This window comes from Acidianus sp. HS-5 (genome assembly GCF_021655615.1).
Classification (GTDB): domain Archaea; phylum Thermoproteota; class Thermoprotei_A; order Sulfolobales; family Sulfolobaceae; genus Acidianus.
The window spans coordinates 2,222,170-2,238,599 of record NZ_AP025245.1 but is presented as its reverse complement, the minus strand read 5'-3'; the positions used below and the strand labels follow the sequence as shown (position 1 = coordinate 2,238,599).

Genomic DNA, 16,430 nt, shown 5'->3' with positions numbered 1-16,430 from the left:
ACCTCTTCTATTACTATTTATGCAATATATAGGAAAGCCTATAAGGAGGATAGAAGATCCTAAGCTAATTTCTGGAAAAGGATCTTACGTTGACGATATAAAACTTCCTGGAGAAATGTTTGTAGCTTTTTTAAGATCAACAAAACCTCACGCTAAAATTCATGTAAAAAAGTCTGAGAACGTTTTCACTGGAGAAGACATAAACCCAGGGAAAGATTTTCCCATAGCAAATAAAGAAACAACCTACGTTGGTCAACCAATAGCCGCAATAATAGCAAAGGATAGATATGAAGCTTACGATTTGCTTGAAAGCATAGAAGTTGAATATGAAGATTTACCTTACGTTCTAGATCCAGCAGATGCAATAAAAGACGATGTAAAAGTCTACTCAGGCTTAAATTCTAACATTTACTTCCAGAAGAGTTTTTCATCTGGAAATCCCGAAAAAGTTCTTTCGGAGTCATTAGTCATAGAAGGAGAACTAATAAACCAAAGAGTCATAGCTTCGCCTATTGAACCTAGGGGAATTTTAGCTCACTTTGACGGACAAAGGCTTAACATTTGGGCTTCAACTCAGTCAGCTCATTTTATGAGGAGAAACCTTGTTGAATTCTTGGGATATTCTAACATAAGAGTTATTCAGCCCGACGTTGGAGGAGCTTTCGGAAGTAAAATAGTTACGCATCCAGAGCAGTACGCTGTAGCTAAATTGGCAATGAAGTTAGGAGTACCATTAAAGTGGGTCCCTACAAGAACTGAAGAGATGATAAGCGCAGGTCATGGTAGAGATAAGAAGTTGAAATTTAAGGTTGGATTTACCAGAGACGGTAAGATTACCGCATTACTTGGGACAATTATAGCAGATCTAGGAGCTCCTTATGCTGATGCAAACGACGACGAATCAGGAAACGTTATTAGCACTTCTAAAATGATTTTAGGGCCTTATAAAATAAGGGATGCTCTAATAACGTCTTATGCTGTTCATACAAATAAAGTTCCTACAACTTCTTATAGAGGAGCAGGTAGGCCAGAGGCCACTTACTTTATAGAAAGGATAGTAAATATGGTAGCTAACGAACTTAAAATGGATCCTATAGACATTAGACTAAAGAACATTATAAAGCCCGAAGAAATGCCCTATGGAAGCGCTTTCGGAATAACTTATGATTCAGGTAATTATGTTGAAATCTTAAATAGAGCAAGAGAATACTTTGATAAACTAAAATCTGAAGGAGAAAAAGATGATTGTATAGGATTAGCAATGTACGTAGAAATTACTGGTTTTGGCCCATGGGAAGTTGCAAGAGTATTTGCTAAATCTGACGGAAAAATAATAGCAATAACGGGTTCTGGACCTCACGGGCAAGGAGACGCTACCGGGTTTGCACAAATAGTTGCTGAAACATTACAAGTGCCAATAGAGAACGTTGAAGTGAGGTGGGGAGATACTGATATAATAGAGGATGGAATAGGAACTTGGGGTAGTAGGACTATAACTGTAGGTGGTTCTGCGATGCTAAAAGCTTCTGAGGAATTAAAGAAGAGACTTAATGAAGCTGCAGCAAAAATGTTGCAAGCGGATATAGAGGAAATTGATTACTCGGAAGGAAAGTTTACTAATAAGAAGACCGGAAGATCTGCTAGCTTCTCTGAAGTTATTTCCTTTGCTTACAAGAATGGAATAAGCCTAGACGTAACTTATGTGTATCCTACAAGTAAGCCTACTAGTCCTTACGGAGTTCACATGGCTTTAGTAAACGTTGACAAAGAACTAGGAAAAATAAAAGTAAAAAAATACGTAGCAATAGATGATATAGGCAGAGTAATAAATCCATTAACTGCAGAAGGGCAAATTCACGGTGGAGTCATGCAAGGGATTGCCCAAGCACTCTATGAGGAGGCGGTTATAGATTCTCAAGGAAATGTAGTAAATTCCAACCTAGATGATTATACAGTACCTACTGCAGTGGAAAGCCCTACATATTTATGGACTTACATAGAGAGGGGATTATCGAATCATCCTACCGGAAGTAAAGGAGTAGGAGAAGCAGGAGCTGTAGTTTCTACTCCAGTAATAGCTAATGCTGTTGAAAACTGTTTAGGAAAGAGAATATATAAAATACCTATCAAACCGGATGATCTATAATGCAGAGACATTTTTTATCTGAGAAAGATTCCAAAGATTTTCTTGACAAAATAAAGGAGAAATACAACATAATCTTATCACCTCAAAAGATTGAGATAGGTAAGGAGAAGAAGGAGGTTTACTATTTCTTAGATGGAGTTCTTTCCTTCTTTTCACAAGATATAATTCCTACACTCTGTGCTGTTTATAAACTTAATATCTCTTTACCTTCGGTTAAGGTAGATGAAGGAGCAGTAAGAGCTGTATTAAAAGGTGCTGATCTTTTTGTGCCTGGAATAAAGGAGTTTAATTGTAATTGCAAACCAGGAGATATAATTGCCGTTACTACTATGGACGGAAAGGCTATAGCTATTATGAAAGTTCTTATAAGCAAGGAAGATGCAGAAAAAGAAAAGAGAGGAAAATTTTCAAAGAATTTACATTACCTAGGAGATGAAATATGGAAAATATGCAAATAAATAAGAAAGTTACTATAGTAATACCAACTTTTAATGAGAGAGATAACATTGTTAGATTGCTCCCTCTCCTAAGCAAGGTAATAAGAGCTAGCATAATAATAGTGGACGATGATAGTCAGGATGGTACTGCTGAAGCAGTAAAATCCTTAAATTCGCCCAATATTCAAATAATCATAAGGAAAAATGAAAAGGGTCTTGGCTCTGCAATTAGGACTGGGATACTAAAAGCCATAGAGAGCAGTGCAGATTACATAGTTACCATGGATGCCGATTTGAGTCACGATCCAGTTTACCTTCCTTCAATGTACGAGAAGGCAAGAGAAGGATACGACCTCATAATAGGTTCCAGATATGTTAAAGGTGGAGGAATAGAAAATTGGCCTCTAAAGAGAAGAGTTATTAGCTGGGGAGCAAACTTTTTAGTTAGATTACTTTTACGTTCCCCTCTTCATGATAACACGTCTAATTATAGAGTATATTCGACCAGGGCAGCAAAAGAGGCTTTAAAGTGTGAAAGTGCTGATGGTTATGAATTTCAAATATGTGCGGTTTACAGAGTATTACGAGCAAACTTCCCAGTAGCTGAAGTCCCAATAGTTTTTAAAGACCGTGAAATTGGTAAAAGCAAACTAACTAGTAGACAGATTTACAAGTGGTTTAAATATGTAATTCACTTAACTAAAAGCTAATAATATTCCTTATTCTTTTTCCTGAGCTTTATTACTTCAGTTTTTAATTCTTCAATTTCCTTTTTTAAAGCATTGATTTCACTTTCATGAATTTCTATTATCTTCTTTAAATTTTCTACAGAATCATCTTGAACAATTTTCAGTTTTACGTTTTCTTTTTCATCCATCTCGACAAAACCTAGCCTGGTTAATTCTCTTACGTATCCTTTAGCAGTTTTTGGAGAAACCTTAAGCTCCAAAGCTAGATCCCTTAAGTTTATTTCTCCTTTTTGTTTAACAATATTTATTACATCTTGTAATCTAGGCGTAAGCTCCATGATAAGTTTTTTGAATAGTAGTACTTTTAAGCACTTGGGCAGATTTTATTAGGGAAAATTGGCCCTATTACTTACAGAAAAAGACGTAGTAAATTTATTAAAATTTGAAGATGCTTACAATGCGTTAAAGGAAGCCTTCATTGAGTGGGAAAATAAACTTGGAGTAAATTCTAAAAGAATGAGAACTTCGATTTCTGGTTCCACATTAACTTGTCAGGCAGGTGGGTTGCAAGGTTATCTCGGAATTAAAACTTTTATAAAGGGAAATTTCGTCTCCCTCCTCTTTTCTACTTCTGGAGAACTTTTGATGATAGTTGAGGCAGATAGATTAAGCCAAATAAGAACTGGTACCCTTGCAGTCCTTGCCTCTGATTATATTCAATTAAAGTATAATACAGTAGGAATTATTGGGCTAGGAAAGCAAGGGCTAGCACATGTTGAGGCTTTTTATGAACTTAAAAAAATAGAACCAATAGTAATTTCTAGGTCTCAAGATAGGATAAACAAAGCTCTTAGAGTACTGAATTCTGAAGGGATAAAAGTTAAGGTAGCAGGGTCTTATAAGGACGTATTTCTTAACTCTGAAGTAGTAACTTCTGTTACTTCATCTAAAGATCCATTCATTAAACTTGACTATGTAAGAAAAGGAATGCATATTAACTTGATGGGCTCAAATATACCAGAAAGAGTTGAGGCTTTTCCAGAATTAATTAAGGCTTCTTCTATAATAGTTGTTGAAGATATACAACAGGCATTAGAAGAAGCTGGAGATCTAATTTTAGCTCATAAGATGGGGATGCTTGACGAAAGCAAACTCATTCAATTATCTTCAATAATATCTGGAAAAATTGAAAAGAAAGCAGATGATATCTCAATATTCAAATCTACCGGAATAGGATTAGAAGACGTTGCTGTTATGAAGATTCTTTATGAGAAAGCTAAGAAAAAAGGTATAGGAAAAGAAATAGAAGTGAAAGGAACATGGTCTCGAGAATAGGAAAGGAGATAGAAATTTCACCCGTAGAATTAGCTTCTCAATTAGCAAAAAAAGCAAGAATAAATCTAGCAAGCGGATCGCCAGATCCAAGAGTTATTCCTATTAACGAAATTAAGGAAGCCTACAGTGAAGTATTGGAAGACGTGAAATCGCTTTTTTACCCAGGGGCAGGAGGACAAGAGGAATTAAAGAAGGAAATTGAAGAGCATTATCTGCAATTTTTAGGCTTAAACAAGGGAAATGACGAAATAGTAGTAACCAGCGGAGCTCAACATGCAATGGAGTTATTAGGAAAATATTTCCTCGAGAATGATGTAACAGCTGTTGAAAACCCTACATTTATAGAGACTTTTAATACAATAAAACTTAGGTCTTCAGTAGTTTTGCCAATAGGACTAGATAATAAAGGAATTAAAGTTGAAGAGCTTGAGGAATTCCTTAAGATTATTAAGATTAAACTACTTTACGTAATTCCAAACTGCCATAACCCAGCGGGAGTAAATTTAGATGAGGAAAGGAGAAAATACCTTGCAGAATTAGCGGAGACATATGATTTTTACATTTTAGAGGACGATCCTTACAGACCTATAGCCGGTTGCGTTCCTAAACCTATAAAGTACTTTGATAAAAGCGGTAGAGTAATTTACATCAGTTCATTTAGTAAAATCCTTGCACCAGGCTTAAGAATAGGCTTTATCTTGGCTAATAAGGAAATTGCAGAAAAAATATCTTTACTGGAGCAACTTGACTTTTCAACCTCAACTGTTAACCAATACGTAGTATCGAGGTTAATAAGAAAGGGAACAGTTACCAGAAGGATGAAAGAACTTTATGAGTATTACTCCAAGAAAATGAAAATTCTAAAAGATTCCCTATTAGATAAAGGACTAACTAAATTCAACGATCCGAAATGCGGGTTCTTCTTACTTTTAGACATTGAAAAAGATAGCTGGAAGGTATTTAATAACGCGATTACCCTAGGTTTAAGCTTCGTTCCTGCAAAGCCGTTCTTCCTAAGAGGAGGAGATACTATGGCCAGGCTTAGCATAACAATGTCTACTGATGAGGAAATAAAAGAAGGAGTTAATATCCTTAAAAGGGCTATTCAGATCACGTAAATATCTTTTCTTAACTTATTTAAAGGATAGGCTTCCTTTTCTCCCATAACTACCATATCTTCTATTCTAATGCCGAATTTCTCTGGCAAATATATCCCTGGCTCTACAGTGAAGGTCATATTTTCTTCTATTACTTGTTCACTATCCTGCGAAATGTAAGGGTCTTCATGAACGTCAATTCCTATGCCGTGTCCTGTTCTGTGAATGAAGAACTGAGAATATCCCGCTTTAGATATTATTTCTCTAGCTATAGAATCTATCTCTTTACCCTTCATTCCGTTCTTTGCTCTCTCAGCAGACTCCTGTGCCTCAAGTACAATGTCATGAATATTTTCGACTTCTCCAGAAGGCTTTCCTAAGGAAACCACTCTTGTAGTATCTGTGGAATATCCCTTATATTTTACGCCGAAATCTACTATTATTATATCACCTCTCTTCACTTTCCTATCAGTACATCTTAAATGAGGCATTGAGGTATTTGGTCCAGAAGTCAATATCGGCTTAAAAGAAACTCCTTCGGCGCCGTTATCCTTAAATATTTCCTCGAGTTTATCAGCAAGTTTGCATTCAGAATCACCTTCTTTTATCTCGTTAAGAAATTGCATAAAGCTCTTTTCTGCAATATTCAGTCCTTCTTTCATTATTTCTAGTTCTTTCTCATCTTTTCTCATCCTTAATTCCTTCAAGAGAGTTGATGCAATGAGAAGAGTAGATGGACTGAATTTTTTAATTAAATTTACAGTAAAAAGCGACCATAATTGATCGTCAATTGCTATAGTTGAGTTCATTTTTATATCAATCTTTGAATAAGCGTCTTCTCCATCAACGTAAGAAATTATCTCAAAACCGTACTTTGATAGTTGCTCTTCATATAGTTTTGGAGCAAGAAAATAACAAGTCCCTTCACCTACTATGAAAAATAAAGGTCTTTCCATTTGCTCTTCCGTAAATCCGGTCAAGTAAAACATATTACTTGTGGGGCCTATAACAACGTAATCTATCCCTTTTTCTTTCATCATATTCTGAAGCTTCTTTACCCTGTTCATATTACCTTTTTTGTATTCAAGAATATAAGCAAGCAGTAGTCATTATAGACGATGAAAATAACATTTCTAGGCACTGGATCGGGATCAACACTAGGCTCTAAGAGGGCAAAGTCGTCCATCATGATCTCAGACGATAACGATAACATAATTTTAGACATGGGAAACGGTGCAAATTCAAGACTTGAGGATTTAGGATTTCCTGAAATTAATGCAATATTTTTGACTCATCTTCATATCGATCACATTAACGGAGTTTTTGACTATTTAGTACAGAGAAAGATAAAGAGAATACAGGACGTAAGAATATATTCTCCTCTAGGATTTTCCAGATTACTTGAAGTTTACAAGACTCTTGGAAACAACATTTCTGCAGAAATTCATGAGGATAAATTACCTAAAGTCAAAATAGGTGATCTTGAAGTTTACTCGGTTGAAGCATGTCATGCAATATATGCAATATCTTACGTAATAACTGACGGTAAAAAGAAGATAATATACTCAGGAGATACTTCAGAGCCTTGTGACGGAATTGTTGAGGAAAGCAAAGATGCGGACTTAATAATACATGAAGCTACTTGTATAGAGGGTTGCGAGATTTACGGACATACTCCTTTACCTAAGCTTAAGGAGGTTTTTCAAGGAAAGAGAGTAATAATAACTCATATACCTTCACAAATTGAGGATAAGTATTCTAACCTTGGAGACTACATTATGGCTTTTGATGGGCTGATATGGAATGTGTAGGATTTTAGCGTTTAAGGAAAAAGAAAGAATTAATGGAGAAGTACTTAAGGCTTTTGTAAATTCTGCAAGATATGATCCTTTCTCCCCATATAAATCTCACCCTGATGGCTGGGGTTTCATAATTCTTGTAAAGAAAAATGGGAGCTGGAGGAGCATATATTACAGATCTCCAGAGCCTATATTTCAGGATGATTTGTCTTTGTTAACTTCAATTAAAGGAGATGAGATCCTCGGAATAATCCACGCAAGAAAAGCCGGCAAGAAATTTTTACAAGGTTTAACTCACGCTCATCCTTATCATGCAAGGGCAGGAGCTTACGATCTTTACTTTGCTCATAACGGCTCTATATCTCGCAGCGCTTTTCAAAATCCTTCATTACCTTATACTGATAGTTACATGTTTTTACTAAAAATAGTTGATGAAGTAAGTAAATCGAATGACGTTAGAAACTCCTTTAGAATAACTTTTAATAGCTTTAAAGAGTATGCGGCTAGCCTTAATTCTGCATTACTTTCCTTCTCTGAAGGAGAAGGTCCTTTAATTCAAGTTGGGTATTATTATAATAAGAGGGAAGCAGTCGACTACTCTGAAGAGTACTTTAAACTTTACATTTGGAGAAATTATGTATTTTCCTCGACAATAAAATATTATCTAGGTAATGCTGATAATGAGCTTGTTTATGGAGATATAATATATTTATAATGATTGTTTCAACTTTAGATACTTAGACTTAAAACTTTGGAAATAAGTATTTACATATGGCACTTGAATTAGAGAATTTGGAAAGAAGGTATTTAGATGAGAATGGATTTAAAATAAATGAGAAACCTATTAACGGCTACGAGATTGCATTTAGATATATACCAATAAACTCTGTAAAGGAGATAATAGTCTATAAAATAGAGAACGAGAAGGAAGTTCAAATATCTCAGTTTTCGAGTTTAGATAATCCCTTAGATATTGCAAAATCATTAGAAGGATATCCTCAAGGAGTAACTCAGGAAGTTCTTCAATTATTAAAATAGGACAATTTTTTACATGTCATAGTATAAGTTATTTCATAAGTAAGTTTTTATATATTTTTATTTATGCCGGAAGAGTTAGTTGAGGCTCAAATTATAGATTTTGGCAGATTAAAAGAAATATATAGTGATATATTATATTATGAAAATTATAAATCAATATTAAAAAAGACTGGAGGAATAGATCCTCCACCACCACAGTCTTTGCGAGCATTACCATTCAGCGGTAAAAGGGTTGGGCCTCTTAACTTAATAAACGTAGGGAACGTAGTAAAAATTAAGGATATAGGAGCAATAGTTAAACCAACTAAAGAAGGCACGCCAATTTACGCTATAGTAGACTTTTCACAAGGAATAAAAGTACTTCTAGCTTATGAGGAAGAAAGCCCAATAGTAGGCATAGATATAGGAATTAGGCACCTCTTTACTATTGTAGCAATACTAAATCACGGCAAATTATATAAGGTAAAATATGTTGGAGACAAAAAAATGTTAGATATATTTTCCAAGTACTTGGGGGACTCGCAAGGTTTAGTTTATTTAAACGATATAAAGGAAAGAGTTAGACGACCAGTAAATGAGACTGTAAGATTTTTAGAGGAATTAAAACCTAAAGTAATAGCAATAGAAGACCTCAGACTTTATGAAGCTAAAGTAGGTAAGGGATTAAGAGCTATACAAGAAATTTTAGAGGAAGAATTATTCAGACGTGGCATGAAAGTTAGGAGACTTGATCCTAAAGGAACATCAAAGATATGCTCAAAATGTGGATATAAAAAAGGCGAAGTGTTAGGTTCAATATTCGTCTGCCCATCTTGCGGATATAAAGCTGATAGGGATTTTAATGCCGCCTATAATCTAGCACTAAAGTGCTATTATACTTGTTAGATTTTCCAGTAGTCTCTCAAGATTCCCTTCTCTTTTTCTAGCAAGTCAAAAAACTTAGATTTTACTGCATCTGAAGACTTCTCCTTAGGATACTCAGCTTCCTCTCCTTTTAACCCTTTTATAAATGCAGGAAGTCCTCTTTCTAGTCCTATTCCATAACCTCCTTCTAGTACTGCTGAAGAACGCTTGCCTAAGGAGCCTAAATTGTAAAAAGTATATTCTGTTAAATTGAGTGAAGCCAATCCATCGCCCTTAAATCCGTCAAATCCTGCTGAGAATATAATATATGCAGGTTTAAAATCTTCAATTATAGCTTGAATTATCGGTAATAGCTCATCGTATAGGTCATCCGAACCTCTTGGAGGAATAATGAGATTAACCTTAGTACCTTCAGCCTCTCCTTTACCTATCATTTCAGGAAATCCAGTTCCGGGGAATATTGTTTTAGGATCTTGATGAATATCTATATGTAGAACTTCAGGATCATCATAAAATATTTCCTGAGTTCCATTACCGTAATGAACGTCAAAATCAATTATTGCGACATGTCTTAGCATCTTTTTCTTAATTATATATGCAATATTATTAAAAATACAAAAACCTAAAGTTGGAGCATTGAGCGCTCTACCATTTTTACCTGCATGATGTCCAGGAGGTCTTACCAAAGCAAAACCTTGAAGCTCAAAAGCTTTTAACGCACCGCCTAAAGCATATAAAGCAGTTTCATAAGTCTTTTCGTTAGCATATGTATCAGCATCGATCCACTCTTCTCCTTTTATATTTCTTATCTTGTTAACATATTCTTCCGAATGAACAATCTGCGGATCATCTACCTTGATAGGCTCTACAATCTTCTCTCCTTTTAAAGACTTTAAAGCTCTGGTTAACCTATCTGGATTTTCAATGTGATGAGTTGACGAATAATGCTCCTTATATTTATCAGAATAAACTATATACACATTGTAAGTAGTTATTAACGGCTAAAAAGCGTATCACATATCGTCCCTTTGGCTAATGTCTTCAGGTAGTGAGCAATAACCTTCAATTTCCTCTTTTTTCTCTACTACTTTTTTCCTTTCTCTTTTCTTTTTCGACAAATTCCTTCACCTCCTCCCATTTAGGACCTATTGCACCTATTTTAGTTACTGAATAGGAAGCAATAATATTTGCGAATTCAACTGCGGACTCCAAATCCTCTCCTTTTTCGAGATAGTGAGCTAAAGCAGCATTAAATACGTCACCTGCTCCAGTAGTATCTATAGGCTTAACTTTTGGTGCAGAAATTAGGACTCTCTTATCTTTAGTTGCAATTAATGCTCCTCTTTCTCCTAGAGTAACTATTACTGCAATTCTCACTTTCTTGAGTAAAATGTTTAGGCCGTACTCAATATCATCAGCGCTCGTTAACTCCTTAAATTCTATTTCATTAGGAGTTAAAATATCAACATAGTTTAATATTGAGTAATCGGAAATATTTACGGGAGCGGGGTTGAGTATCCTTATTCCATCAAAACTCTGTAAAGCCTTCATAACTACTTTTTCCCTAACTTCCATTTGAGTTAAAAGTATTCCATCATCTAATTCAATATCGTTCTCGCTTAGCTCATAGTTTGCTCCTTTGTTAACAACTATCATTGTCTCTCCCCTTTTGTTAACCAGAATGTAAGCTGAGCCAGTGTAAGTATTTTTTATCTTGACTTTAGAAGTATCAACTCCCTCATCTTTCCAGAATTTTAATGCTTCCTTACCTCTATCATCATTACCTACTGCAGCTATTAGCCTAACTTTTGAACCTAACCTTGCTGCAGAAACTGCTTGATTAGAACCTTTACCTCCGTGAGATACTATTATTTCCCTTGCAAAGATTGTTTCTCCAACTGCTGGAAATTCTTCAACCCTTATTATGTAATCAGTATTGTAACTGCCTACTACGTAAATCATTTAAGAGACCCTCAATTTTTCTTTTTAACTCTTCTACGTTATCTGCGACTAGGATTATTTTACCGTTTACTGTTACCGCATCGGAGTCTATTCCGCTTTCAGATAATTTTATCTTATTTTCTTCTGCTAGTGAAAGAATTCTATCACTAGGAGAAATCATAATACCGACTTTCTTTTCACTCCTCTTCAGTGCTTCATATACATCGTTCTCCTTCCAGTTAACTAAAATAGGTCCATCAATTTTTATCCAATCTAAGTATCTTATTATTCCTCCTGCAAGAGTTGCGAAGTCTCCATAAGTTGTTAAATAGCCAACGTTTGACTTATCGTTTTCAGCTAGTAAATCATTAAGTCCTTTCTGTTTTTCAACGAAATAGAGTAAATCTTCTAATTCTTCCCGTGCGATCTCCTTCTCCATAATATCTTCAGAATAAGCAAAGGGGTCCACAGGTCCGTGACCTTTACCTAAATTTAAGGAGTATTTTATTGCAAAAGTAGTAAATTCCTTTGCCTTCTTAACTGCTTCTTTTAAAGATAGTCCTTTAGCTAAATATGCAGTTATAGATGCAGAAAATACATCCCCACTACCGTGAGTGTTGTTAGTCTCGATTTTTTCTCCTCTAAGTTCAAACTCTTCTCCATCTATTATTGCATAATCTAAACCAAATTGAGAACCGCCTTTTATTACAGCGTTAATAGAATATTTCTCGTATAATTCCTTGGTAGATTTCTTCAAATCTTCTTCATTTTCAATTTTTTTACCTAAAAGTTTTTCTGCCTCAAATTTGTTAGGAGTAATTATCAATGACTCCTTCATTAAAGATTTTATTGAAGAGACTACGTCCTCAGTCACTAAAGAGGCTCCAGATTTTGCAACCATTACTGGATCAAGAATTAAGTTGATTTTGTATTCTTTCACTTTCTTCCTTACTGCGTCTATAACCTTTGTTGATGCAAGCATTCCTGTTTTAGCATATCTTGGATTCAAATCTTTCATTACTGCGTCAAACTGTGCTTCAATGAAATCAGGAGGAACTTCCATTACTTTAGTTACTTCAAAAGTATTCTGTGCTGTTAACCCTGTAACTATAACTGTACCGAAGACTCCTAGAGAAGTGAAAGTTTTTAAATCGGCTTGTAATCCTGCGCCTCCTCCAGAATCACTTCCCGCAATTGTCATTACTACGGGTCTTATCACGAATTAAAAAAAGTGCTATAATTCTTAATCTTTTCTACTTCTTATTAGGACATACTATTGCAAATGAACAATATTCGCATTCCCAAGGGAAACGAGGTGAAGGACTTAATGAAATGTTCTCTTGTAGTAACTTTACTATTGTCGCCTCATCTAGAGGTTTATCTACTGTAAATTCCGTAAATCTTTCTGGAGTTACATAAAACAGTATTCCCTTCTTTGTGTCAAATAACCACAAGTAAGCTTGCAGCTGCATTAAATGATGCTTATGAGGTAATCCTTTATCTCCTCTAGCACTTTTAATTTCAACTATAATTTTTTCATTTTCGTTCTGTAAAATTATGTCAGCCCTTCCCTTTATCTTTACGGTTTTATCTCCTAAATTTATTTCCTTCTCACCTTCAACTTCAGAACTTACCTTATAGCCTTCAATTTCAGTAAAAGTCTCAAGACCCATGTGAACTAATTCTCCCATTAGCGTTGAAGGATTATAAACTTCAGCTACCGCTAATTCCTTAAATTTCTCTTCATAAACTATCTTAAGCGGGCATCTCACTAGGTCGGTAACGTAAAATGTATCCTTCTCTCTCTGATGAGATAAGTAATCTTCTACTCTCTTTTTAGCTAGGAATTCAACTATCGTGTAGCCTCACCGTTATATTTCCTGACCTTTCAGTCTTAACCCATTTTTTGGGCATTCTTAAAAGCTCTAGAGAGATTGCTATTAAATTAAGAATAACTACTAAGTTCATGTAAATGAGTGATAATATTGGGTAAAATTCCTCTATCATATGCTTTCTAGATATCATAATTCCTAGTAGTAAAGACAGCAAAGAGGCGAATGAAACTAAACTAACAACTACTATATAAATCTCTGAAGGATATAATAGCACTAAGGAATAGTTAACAAGGTTTAAAACCATGAATATTGGAGTTGCAACTATTAAGACTGCATCGACTATTCTCCAATCGAATTTTACTTTGTCAACTTTTAGAGTCACTTCAAAATGTCCTCTATACCACCTAAGCCTCTGTTTTATTAGCATTCTTAGGCTTATCGGCACTTCCCTCCAAGCTAAAATGGACGGAGAATATATTATTTTATAACCAGTGGATATTATTTTTAGACTAAGATCAAGATCTTCAGTTAATGAATTTTCGTTCCAACCACCTAAGCTTTCAAGAACTGATTTCCTTAAAAAGGAACAAGTTCCTTCTAAAGGAACAAAGAAGCCTAACCTTGCCCTACCGCTTATTGAGTATTCATAAAACAATTCTTCAAGTGAAGCAAATCTTGCTATAGCGCTTTCTCTAACATTTATGGGCACTAGCCTACCTTGAACTCCTGCGACTATGGGATCTTCAAACTTTGCTGAGGCATAAGCTAAAGTATCAAGCCTTGGCACAGTGTCAGCGTCAAAGATTCCTATTATTTCTCCTTTAGCTATCCTCAATGCATAGTTTAATGCCCTACTTTTACCATTAACTACACTTGCCTTATCTAAATGAATACAAGAAATATTATCATACATTAATTTATAGGAATTACAAACATCTAATGTCTTGTCAGTAGATCCATCTTCCATTACGAGAATTTCATATTTTGATCTATCATATTCTTGATTTTCTAATCTATCAAGAAGTCTTCCAAGAACTTTCTCCTCATTTTTTGCAGGGATAATTAATGAGAACGATGCACCAGAGGGATTTTTATATTCTTTAGGATTCCACCTGATTCCAGCTATGGCTAAAAAGGAATTGTAGACACTCCAAGCAGATACTAGCGTACTTAATATTACTATTGCATAAAGCACAATAATAAGTGTTTAAACATGAATATATTTTTTGTTAAGACAACGAAAGGAGAAACGATTTTAAATAAAAAACTTCAAACTCTTACGGAGCTTATATCAAGAATAAGCTCTCTCATCTGCCTTTTTATTTCAGCTAAATCCATTTTAGCTCTTCTTAATCCATAAGGACTCCTGCTTTCCATAATTTTACCAACACCATAAATAATTGAACCAGAGACCGTAGTTATGTGAAAAGGGTCATCAAGCCCCCATAATATGAATTTCCCTACTCCTTGAACTGTTTTTCCTCTTGGTTCGTAATCTCCTAATACACCCAGTATGTCTTTAGCCATGATACTAATATTCCCTCAAAATAATTTTTAGGCATCAATCCAGTATTACTAGCTTATCAAATGAATTTTGAGGAAGGTATTTTTACCTATGCCTTCTTGCCCATTTCATAATATATCTTCTTGAAATTATAAAGTAATACCTATTGAATAAAGACCTACTTCTTAGGTGATAAAGCCTACTTTTATAACCCATATTTTAAGTACTCATCTCTCATTTATAAGTTAACGCTAAAAATATACAAACTATTAATTTAAAGTAAGTATAAAGTAGAAGTTTAACTAATTTAAGAGAAAGTTTTAAATAGTATGAATTCTATATTATACTGAGAATATGTCAGAAACATACAGAATACCATTAATTGGAGAAAAATTTCCAGAAATGGAAGTAGATACTACACAAGGTAAGATAAAATTACCAGAAGCATACAAAGGAAAATGGTTTATCATTTTTAGCCATCCAGGAGACTTTACTCCAGTATGTACTACCGAATTTGTATCCTTTGCAAAGAAATATGAAGAATTCAAGAAACTAAATACCGAGCTTATAGGACTTTCAGTAGACAGTAACATAAGCCATATAGAATGGGTCACTTGGATAGAGAAAAACCTCAAAGTCGAAATACCATTCCCAATAATTGCAGATCCTATGGGTAACGTCGCAAAAAGGTTAGGAATGTTACATGCAGAATCCTCAACATCGACCGTAAGAGCTGTATTCATTGTTGACGATAAAGGAACTGTAAGGCTTATCATGTATTATCCTCTTGAAATAGGAAGGAACATTAACGAAATACTTAGATCGATCAAGGCATTGCAAATAGTTGATAGAACAGGAGCGGTAGTTCCAGCAAACTGGCCTAAGAATGAAATAATAGGAGAGAACTTGCTTAACCCTCCGCCAAGGACAGTAAAGGACAGTAAGCTTAGATTACAACAATTCAAAGGATATGATTGGTGGCTAACTTATAGAGAGGCAGATAAGAAGGACGTAGAAGAAGCTGAAAAATACATTTAAATTAAGTTTTCAATTTTTTGCACACTATTATTTATGAACGAAAGAGAATTTAAATTATTCATAAGATAGCTGGGAGATTTGCCTGAAATACAAGAAGGATTGTAAATGTAACCTATTAACATGTAGGTTCCTTTCTGGCTTGAGATTATTATTGTTGTAGGTATATGAGGAGGATTACCCATATAGGCCGCTGATTGGAAGTAGCCTCCTTGAGCCCATCTATCAACAACGTATTCTTTAACTATTGGGCAGTACTTAGGAAAACAGGAGGAAATTTTAGATAGCCCAAAGCTTACGTAATCGCTTACAATTTTACAGCAAGCTGTAGCATTAAGGTATCTATTATAAAGATATATGAAATGAAATATTATCGTAGAATTAGGATAGAATTCCTTAAATATTATTGCGGGTGTACTTGGATAAACGTCATGAGGATCTGAATAAGAGAAATTATACACTATCTTACCGTAATGAGAGAGGAAAGAGTACAAAACCCAACTATCCGCAGCACCAAAAGGACAGCCGTACCAACTTATTAGTATAATGCATATATATCCTGGCTTTGCTAGGTCTTCATCACTTACTTTGAAGAATGTGTCTAAAGGTACTTCTACCGGGTATAGAATATAAGGTAAAGTAAATAAAAGAATAAATACAGCTACTGCTACAATAATTATTACGTTTTTCCATTTCATATACTGGTATTG

The 16,430-nt window shown here is 34.8% G+C and carries 19 protein-coding genes; 10 read left to right on the top strand and 9 right to left on the bottom strand.

What is annotated here, in order from left to right; genetic code table 11:
- Window positions 1–19 precede the first annotated feature (19 nt).
- From cutA to HS5_RS12345, 3 genes are read left to right on the top strand one after another with little or no spacing between them, the layout of a single operon-like run.
- Complete coding sequence (cutA, locus tag HS5_RS12355) at window positions 20–2,146, top strand: glyceraldehyde dehydrogenase subunit alpha (protein ID WP_236751672.1); 2,127 nt, start codon at window positions 20–22, stop codon at window positions 2,144–2,146.
- Entirely contained in the window at window positions 2,146–2,604 is a 459-nt protein-coding gene (locus tag HS5_RS12350) for a DUF1947 domain-containing protein (protein WP_236751671.1), read from the top strand. The genes cutA and HS5_RS12350 overlap by 1 nt, the downstream gene beginning before the upstream one ends.
- Window positions 2,586–3,293, top strand: a complete 708-nt coding sequence (locus HS5_RS12345; protein ID WP_236751670.1) for a polyprenol monophosphomannose synthase — start codon at window positions 2,586–2,588, stop codon at window positions 3,291–3,293. The genes HS5_RS12350 and HS5_RS12345 overlap by 19 nt, the downstream gene beginning before the upstream one ends.
- On the opposite strand, the gene HS5_RS12340 is transcribed toward HS5_RS12345, so the two are convergent.
- Window positions 3,290–3,610: a winged helix-turn-helix transcriptional regulator gene (locus tag HS5_RS12340; protein WP_236751669.1), complete on the bottom strand. Its 321-nt coding sequence runs from the start codon at window positions 3,608–3,610 to the stop codon at window positions 3,290–3,292. The two genes, HS5_RS12345 and HS5_RS12340, sit on opposite strands and share 4 nt — an antisense overlap.
- Window positions 3,611–3,668: 58 nt before the next feature.
- Between HS5_RS12340 and HS5_RS12335 the strand changes: the two genes are divergently transcribed.
- Together HS5_RS12335 and HS5_RS12330 are read left to right on the top strand one after the other, a co-directional pair.
- Window positions 3,669–4,607: an ornithine cyclodeaminase family protein gene (locus HS5_RS12335; protein ID WP_236751668.1), complete on the top strand. Its 939-nt coding sequence runs from the start codon at window positions 3,669–3,671 to the stop codon at window positions 4,605–4,607.
- The gene (locus HS5_RS12330) at window positions 4,592–5,725 is read left to right on the top strand and encodes a PLP-dependent aminotransferase family protein (protein WP_236751667.1); all 1,134 of its coding nucleotides are present in this window, start codon (window positions 4,592–4,594) and stop codon (window positions 5,723–5,725) included. Before HS5_RS12335 ends, HS5_RS12330 begins: the two co-directional genes overlap by 16 nt.
- On the opposite strand, the gene HS5_RS12325 is transcribed toward HS5_RS12330, so the two are convergent.
- A complete protein-coding gene (locus tag HS5_RS12325) occupies window positions 5,713–6,771 on the bottom strand; it encodes a Xaa-Pro peptidase family protein (RefSeq protein ID WP_236751666.1) in 1,059 nt (352 codons plus the stop codon). The two genes, HS5_RS12330 and HS5_RS12325, sit on opposite strands and share 13 nt — an antisense overlap.
- Window positions 6,772–6,822: 51 nt before the next feature.
- On the opposite strand from HS5_RS12325, the gene HS5_RS12320 reads away from it, so the two are divergent.
- The 4 genes from HS5_RS12320 to HS5_RS12305 all read left to right on the top strand — a co-directional run bounded on the left by HS5_RS12320 (window position 6,823) and on the right by HS5_RS12305 (window position 9,426).
- Window positions 6,823–7,515 carry an MBL fold metallo-hydrolase gene (locus tag HS5_RS12320; RefSeq protein ID WP_236751665.1) on the top strand — a complete coding sequence of 231 codons (693 nt, stop codon included), beginning with the start codon at window positions 6,823–6,825 and terminating at the stop codon, window positions 7,513–7,515.
- On the top strand, window positions 7,508–8,218 hold the full coding sequence (locus tag HS5_RS12315; protein ID WP_236751664.1) for a class II glutamine amidotransferase: 711 nt from the start codon (window positions 7,508–7,510) through the stop codon (window positions 8,216–8,218). Before HS5_RS12320 ends, HS5_RS12315 begins: the two co-directional genes overlap by 8 nt.
- A gap of 56 nt (window positions 8,219–8,274) precedes the next feature.
- Window positions 8,275–8,541 carry a hypothetical protein gene (locus tag HS5_RS12310; protein ID WP_236751663.1) on the top strand — a complete coding sequence of 89 codons (267 nt, stop codon included), beginning with the start codon at window positions 8,275–8,277 and terminating at the stop codon, window positions 8,539–8,541.
- A gap of 63 nt (window positions 8,542–8,604) precedes the next feature.
- Complete coding sequence (locus tag HS5_RS12305) at window positions 8,605–9,426, top strand: transposase (RefSeq protein WP_236751662.1); 822 nt, start codon at window positions 8,605–8,607, stop codon at window positions 9,424–9,426.
- Here the strand turns inward: HS5_RS12305 and HS5_RS12300 are convergent.
- From HS5_RS12300 to HS5_RS12275, 6 genes are all read right to left on the bottom strand, one after another.
- Window positions 9,423–10,385, bottom strand: a complete 963-nt coding sequence (locus HS5_RS12300) for a histone deacetylase family protein (protein WP_236751661.1) — start codon at window positions 10,383–10,385, stop codon at window positions 9,423–9,425. The genes HS5_RS12305 and HS5_RS12300 overlap by 4 nt on opposite strands.
- Before the next feature lie 82 nt (window positions 10,386–10,467).
- Window positions 10,468–11,367: a PfkB family carbohydrate kinase gene (locus HS5_RS12295; protein ID WP_236751660.1), complete on the bottom strand. Its 900-nt coding sequence runs from the start codon at window positions 11,365–11,367 to the stop codon at window positions 10,468–10,470.
- A complete protein-coding gene (thiD, locus tag HS5_RS12290) occupies window positions 11,336–12,547 on the bottom strand; it encodes a bifunctional hydroxymethylpyrimidine kinase/phosphomethylpyrimidine kinase (RefSeq protein ID WP_236753577.1) in 1,212 nt (403 codons plus the stop codon). Before thiD ends, HS5_RS12295 begins: the two co-directional genes overlap by 32 nt.
- Window positions 12,548–12,599: 52 nt before the next feature.
- Entirely contained in the window at window positions 12,600–13,202 is a 603-nt protein-coding gene (gene cas4 / locus HS5_RS12285) for a CRISPR-associated protein Cas4 (protein ID WP_256445592.1), read from the bottom strand.
- The gene (locus HS5_RS12280; RefSeq protein ID WP_236753575.1) at window positions 13,195–14,379 is read right to left on the bottom strand and encodes a glycosyltransferase; all 1,185 of its coding nucleotides are present in this window, start codon (window positions 14,377–14,379) and stop codon (window positions 13,195–13,197) included. The genes cas4 and HS5_RS12280 overlap by 8 nt, the downstream gene beginning before the upstream one ends.
- A gap of 71 nt (window positions 14,380–14,450) precedes the next feature.
- Window positions 14,451–14,708, bottom strand: a complete 258-nt coding sequence (locus HS5_RS12275) for a hypothetical protein (protein ID WP_236751658.1) — start codon at window positions 14,706–14,708, stop codon at window positions 14,451–14,453.
- Between the two features lie 331 nt (window positions 14,709–15,039).
- On the opposite strand from HS5_RS12275, the gene HS5_RS12270 reads away from it, so the two are divergent.
- Complete coding sequence (locus HS5_RS12270; protein ID WP_236751657.1) at window positions 15,040–15,723, top strand: peroxiredoxin; 684 nt, start codon at window positions 15,040–15,042, stop codon at window positions 15,721–15,723.
- On the opposite strand, the gene HS5_RS12265 is transcribed toward HS5_RS12270, so the two are convergent.
- The gene (locus HS5_RS12265) at window positions 15,720–16,418 is read right to left on the bottom strand and encodes a DUF929 domain-containing protein (protein ID WP_236751656.1); all 699 of its coding nucleotides are present in this window, start codon (window positions 16,416–16,418) and stop codon (window positions 15,720–15,722) included. The genes HS5_RS12270 and HS5_RS12265 overlap by 4 nt on opposite strands.
- Window positions 16,419–16,430 lie beyond the last annotated feature (12 nt).

Excerpts from the sequence above, each read along its gene's own strand:
- HS5_RS12265 (WP_236751656.1), bottom strand. The coding sequence starts at position 16,418 with ATGAAATGGAAAAACGTAATAATTATTGTAGCAGTAGCTGTATTTATT.
- cutA (WP_236751672.1), top strand. The coding sequence starts at position 20 with ATGCAATATATAGGAAAGCCTATAAGGAGGATAGAAGATCCTAAGCTA.
- HS5_RS12295 (WP_236751660.1), bottom strand. The coding sequence starts at position 11,367 with ATGATTTACGTAGTAGGCAGTTACAATACTGATTACATAATAAGGGTT.
- thiD (WP_236753577.1), bottom strand. The coding sequence starts at position 12,547 with ATGACAATTGCGGGAAGTGATTCTGGAGGAGGCGCAGGATTACAAGCC.
- HS5_RS12325 (WP_236751666.1), bottom strand. The coding sequence starts at position 6,771 with ATGAACAGGGTAAAGAAGCTTCAGAATATGATGAAAGAAAAAGGGATA.
- HS5_RS12275 (WP_236751658.1), bottom strand. The coding sequence starts at position 14,708 with ATGGCTAAAGACATACTGGGTGTATTAGGAGATTACGAACCAAGAGGA.
- HS5_RS12310 (WP_236751663.1), top strand. The coding sequence starts at position 8,275 with ATGGCACTTGAATTAGAGAATTTGGAAAGAAGGTATTTAGATGAGAAT.
- HS5_RS12270 (WP_236751657.1), top strand. The coding sequence starts at position 15,040 with ATGTCAGAAACATACAGAATACCATTAATTGGAGAAAAATTTCCAGAA.
- HS5_RS12350 (WP_236751671.1), top strand. The coding sequence starts at position 2,146 with ATGCAGAGACATTTTTTATCTGAGAAAGATTCCAAAGATTTTCTTGAC.
- HS5_RS12340 (WP_236751669.1), bottom strand. The coding sequence starts at position 3,610 with ATGGAGCTTACGCCTAGATTACAAGATGTAATAAATATTGTTAAACAA.
- HS5_RS12330 (WP_236751667.1), top strand. The coding sequence starts at position 4,592 with ATGGTCTCGAGAATAGGAAAGGAGATAGAAATTTCACCCGTAGAATTA.
- HS5_RS12315 (WP_236751664.1), top strand. The coding sequence starts at position 7,508 with ATGTGTAGGATTTTAGCGTTTAAGGAAAAAGAAAGAATTAATGGAGAA.
- HS5_RS12345 (WP_236751670.1), top strand. The coding sequence starts at position 2,586 with ATGGAAAATATGCAAATAAATAAGAAAGTTACTATAGTAATACCAACT.
- HS5_RS12320 (WP_236751665.1), top strand. The coding sequence starts at position 6,823 with ATGAAAATAACATTTCTAGGCACTGGATCGGGATCAACACTAGGCTCT.
- HS5_RS12305 (WP_236751662.1), top strand. The coding sequence starts at position 8,605 with ATGCCGGAAGAGTTAGTTGAGGCTCAAATTATAGATTTTGGCAGATTA.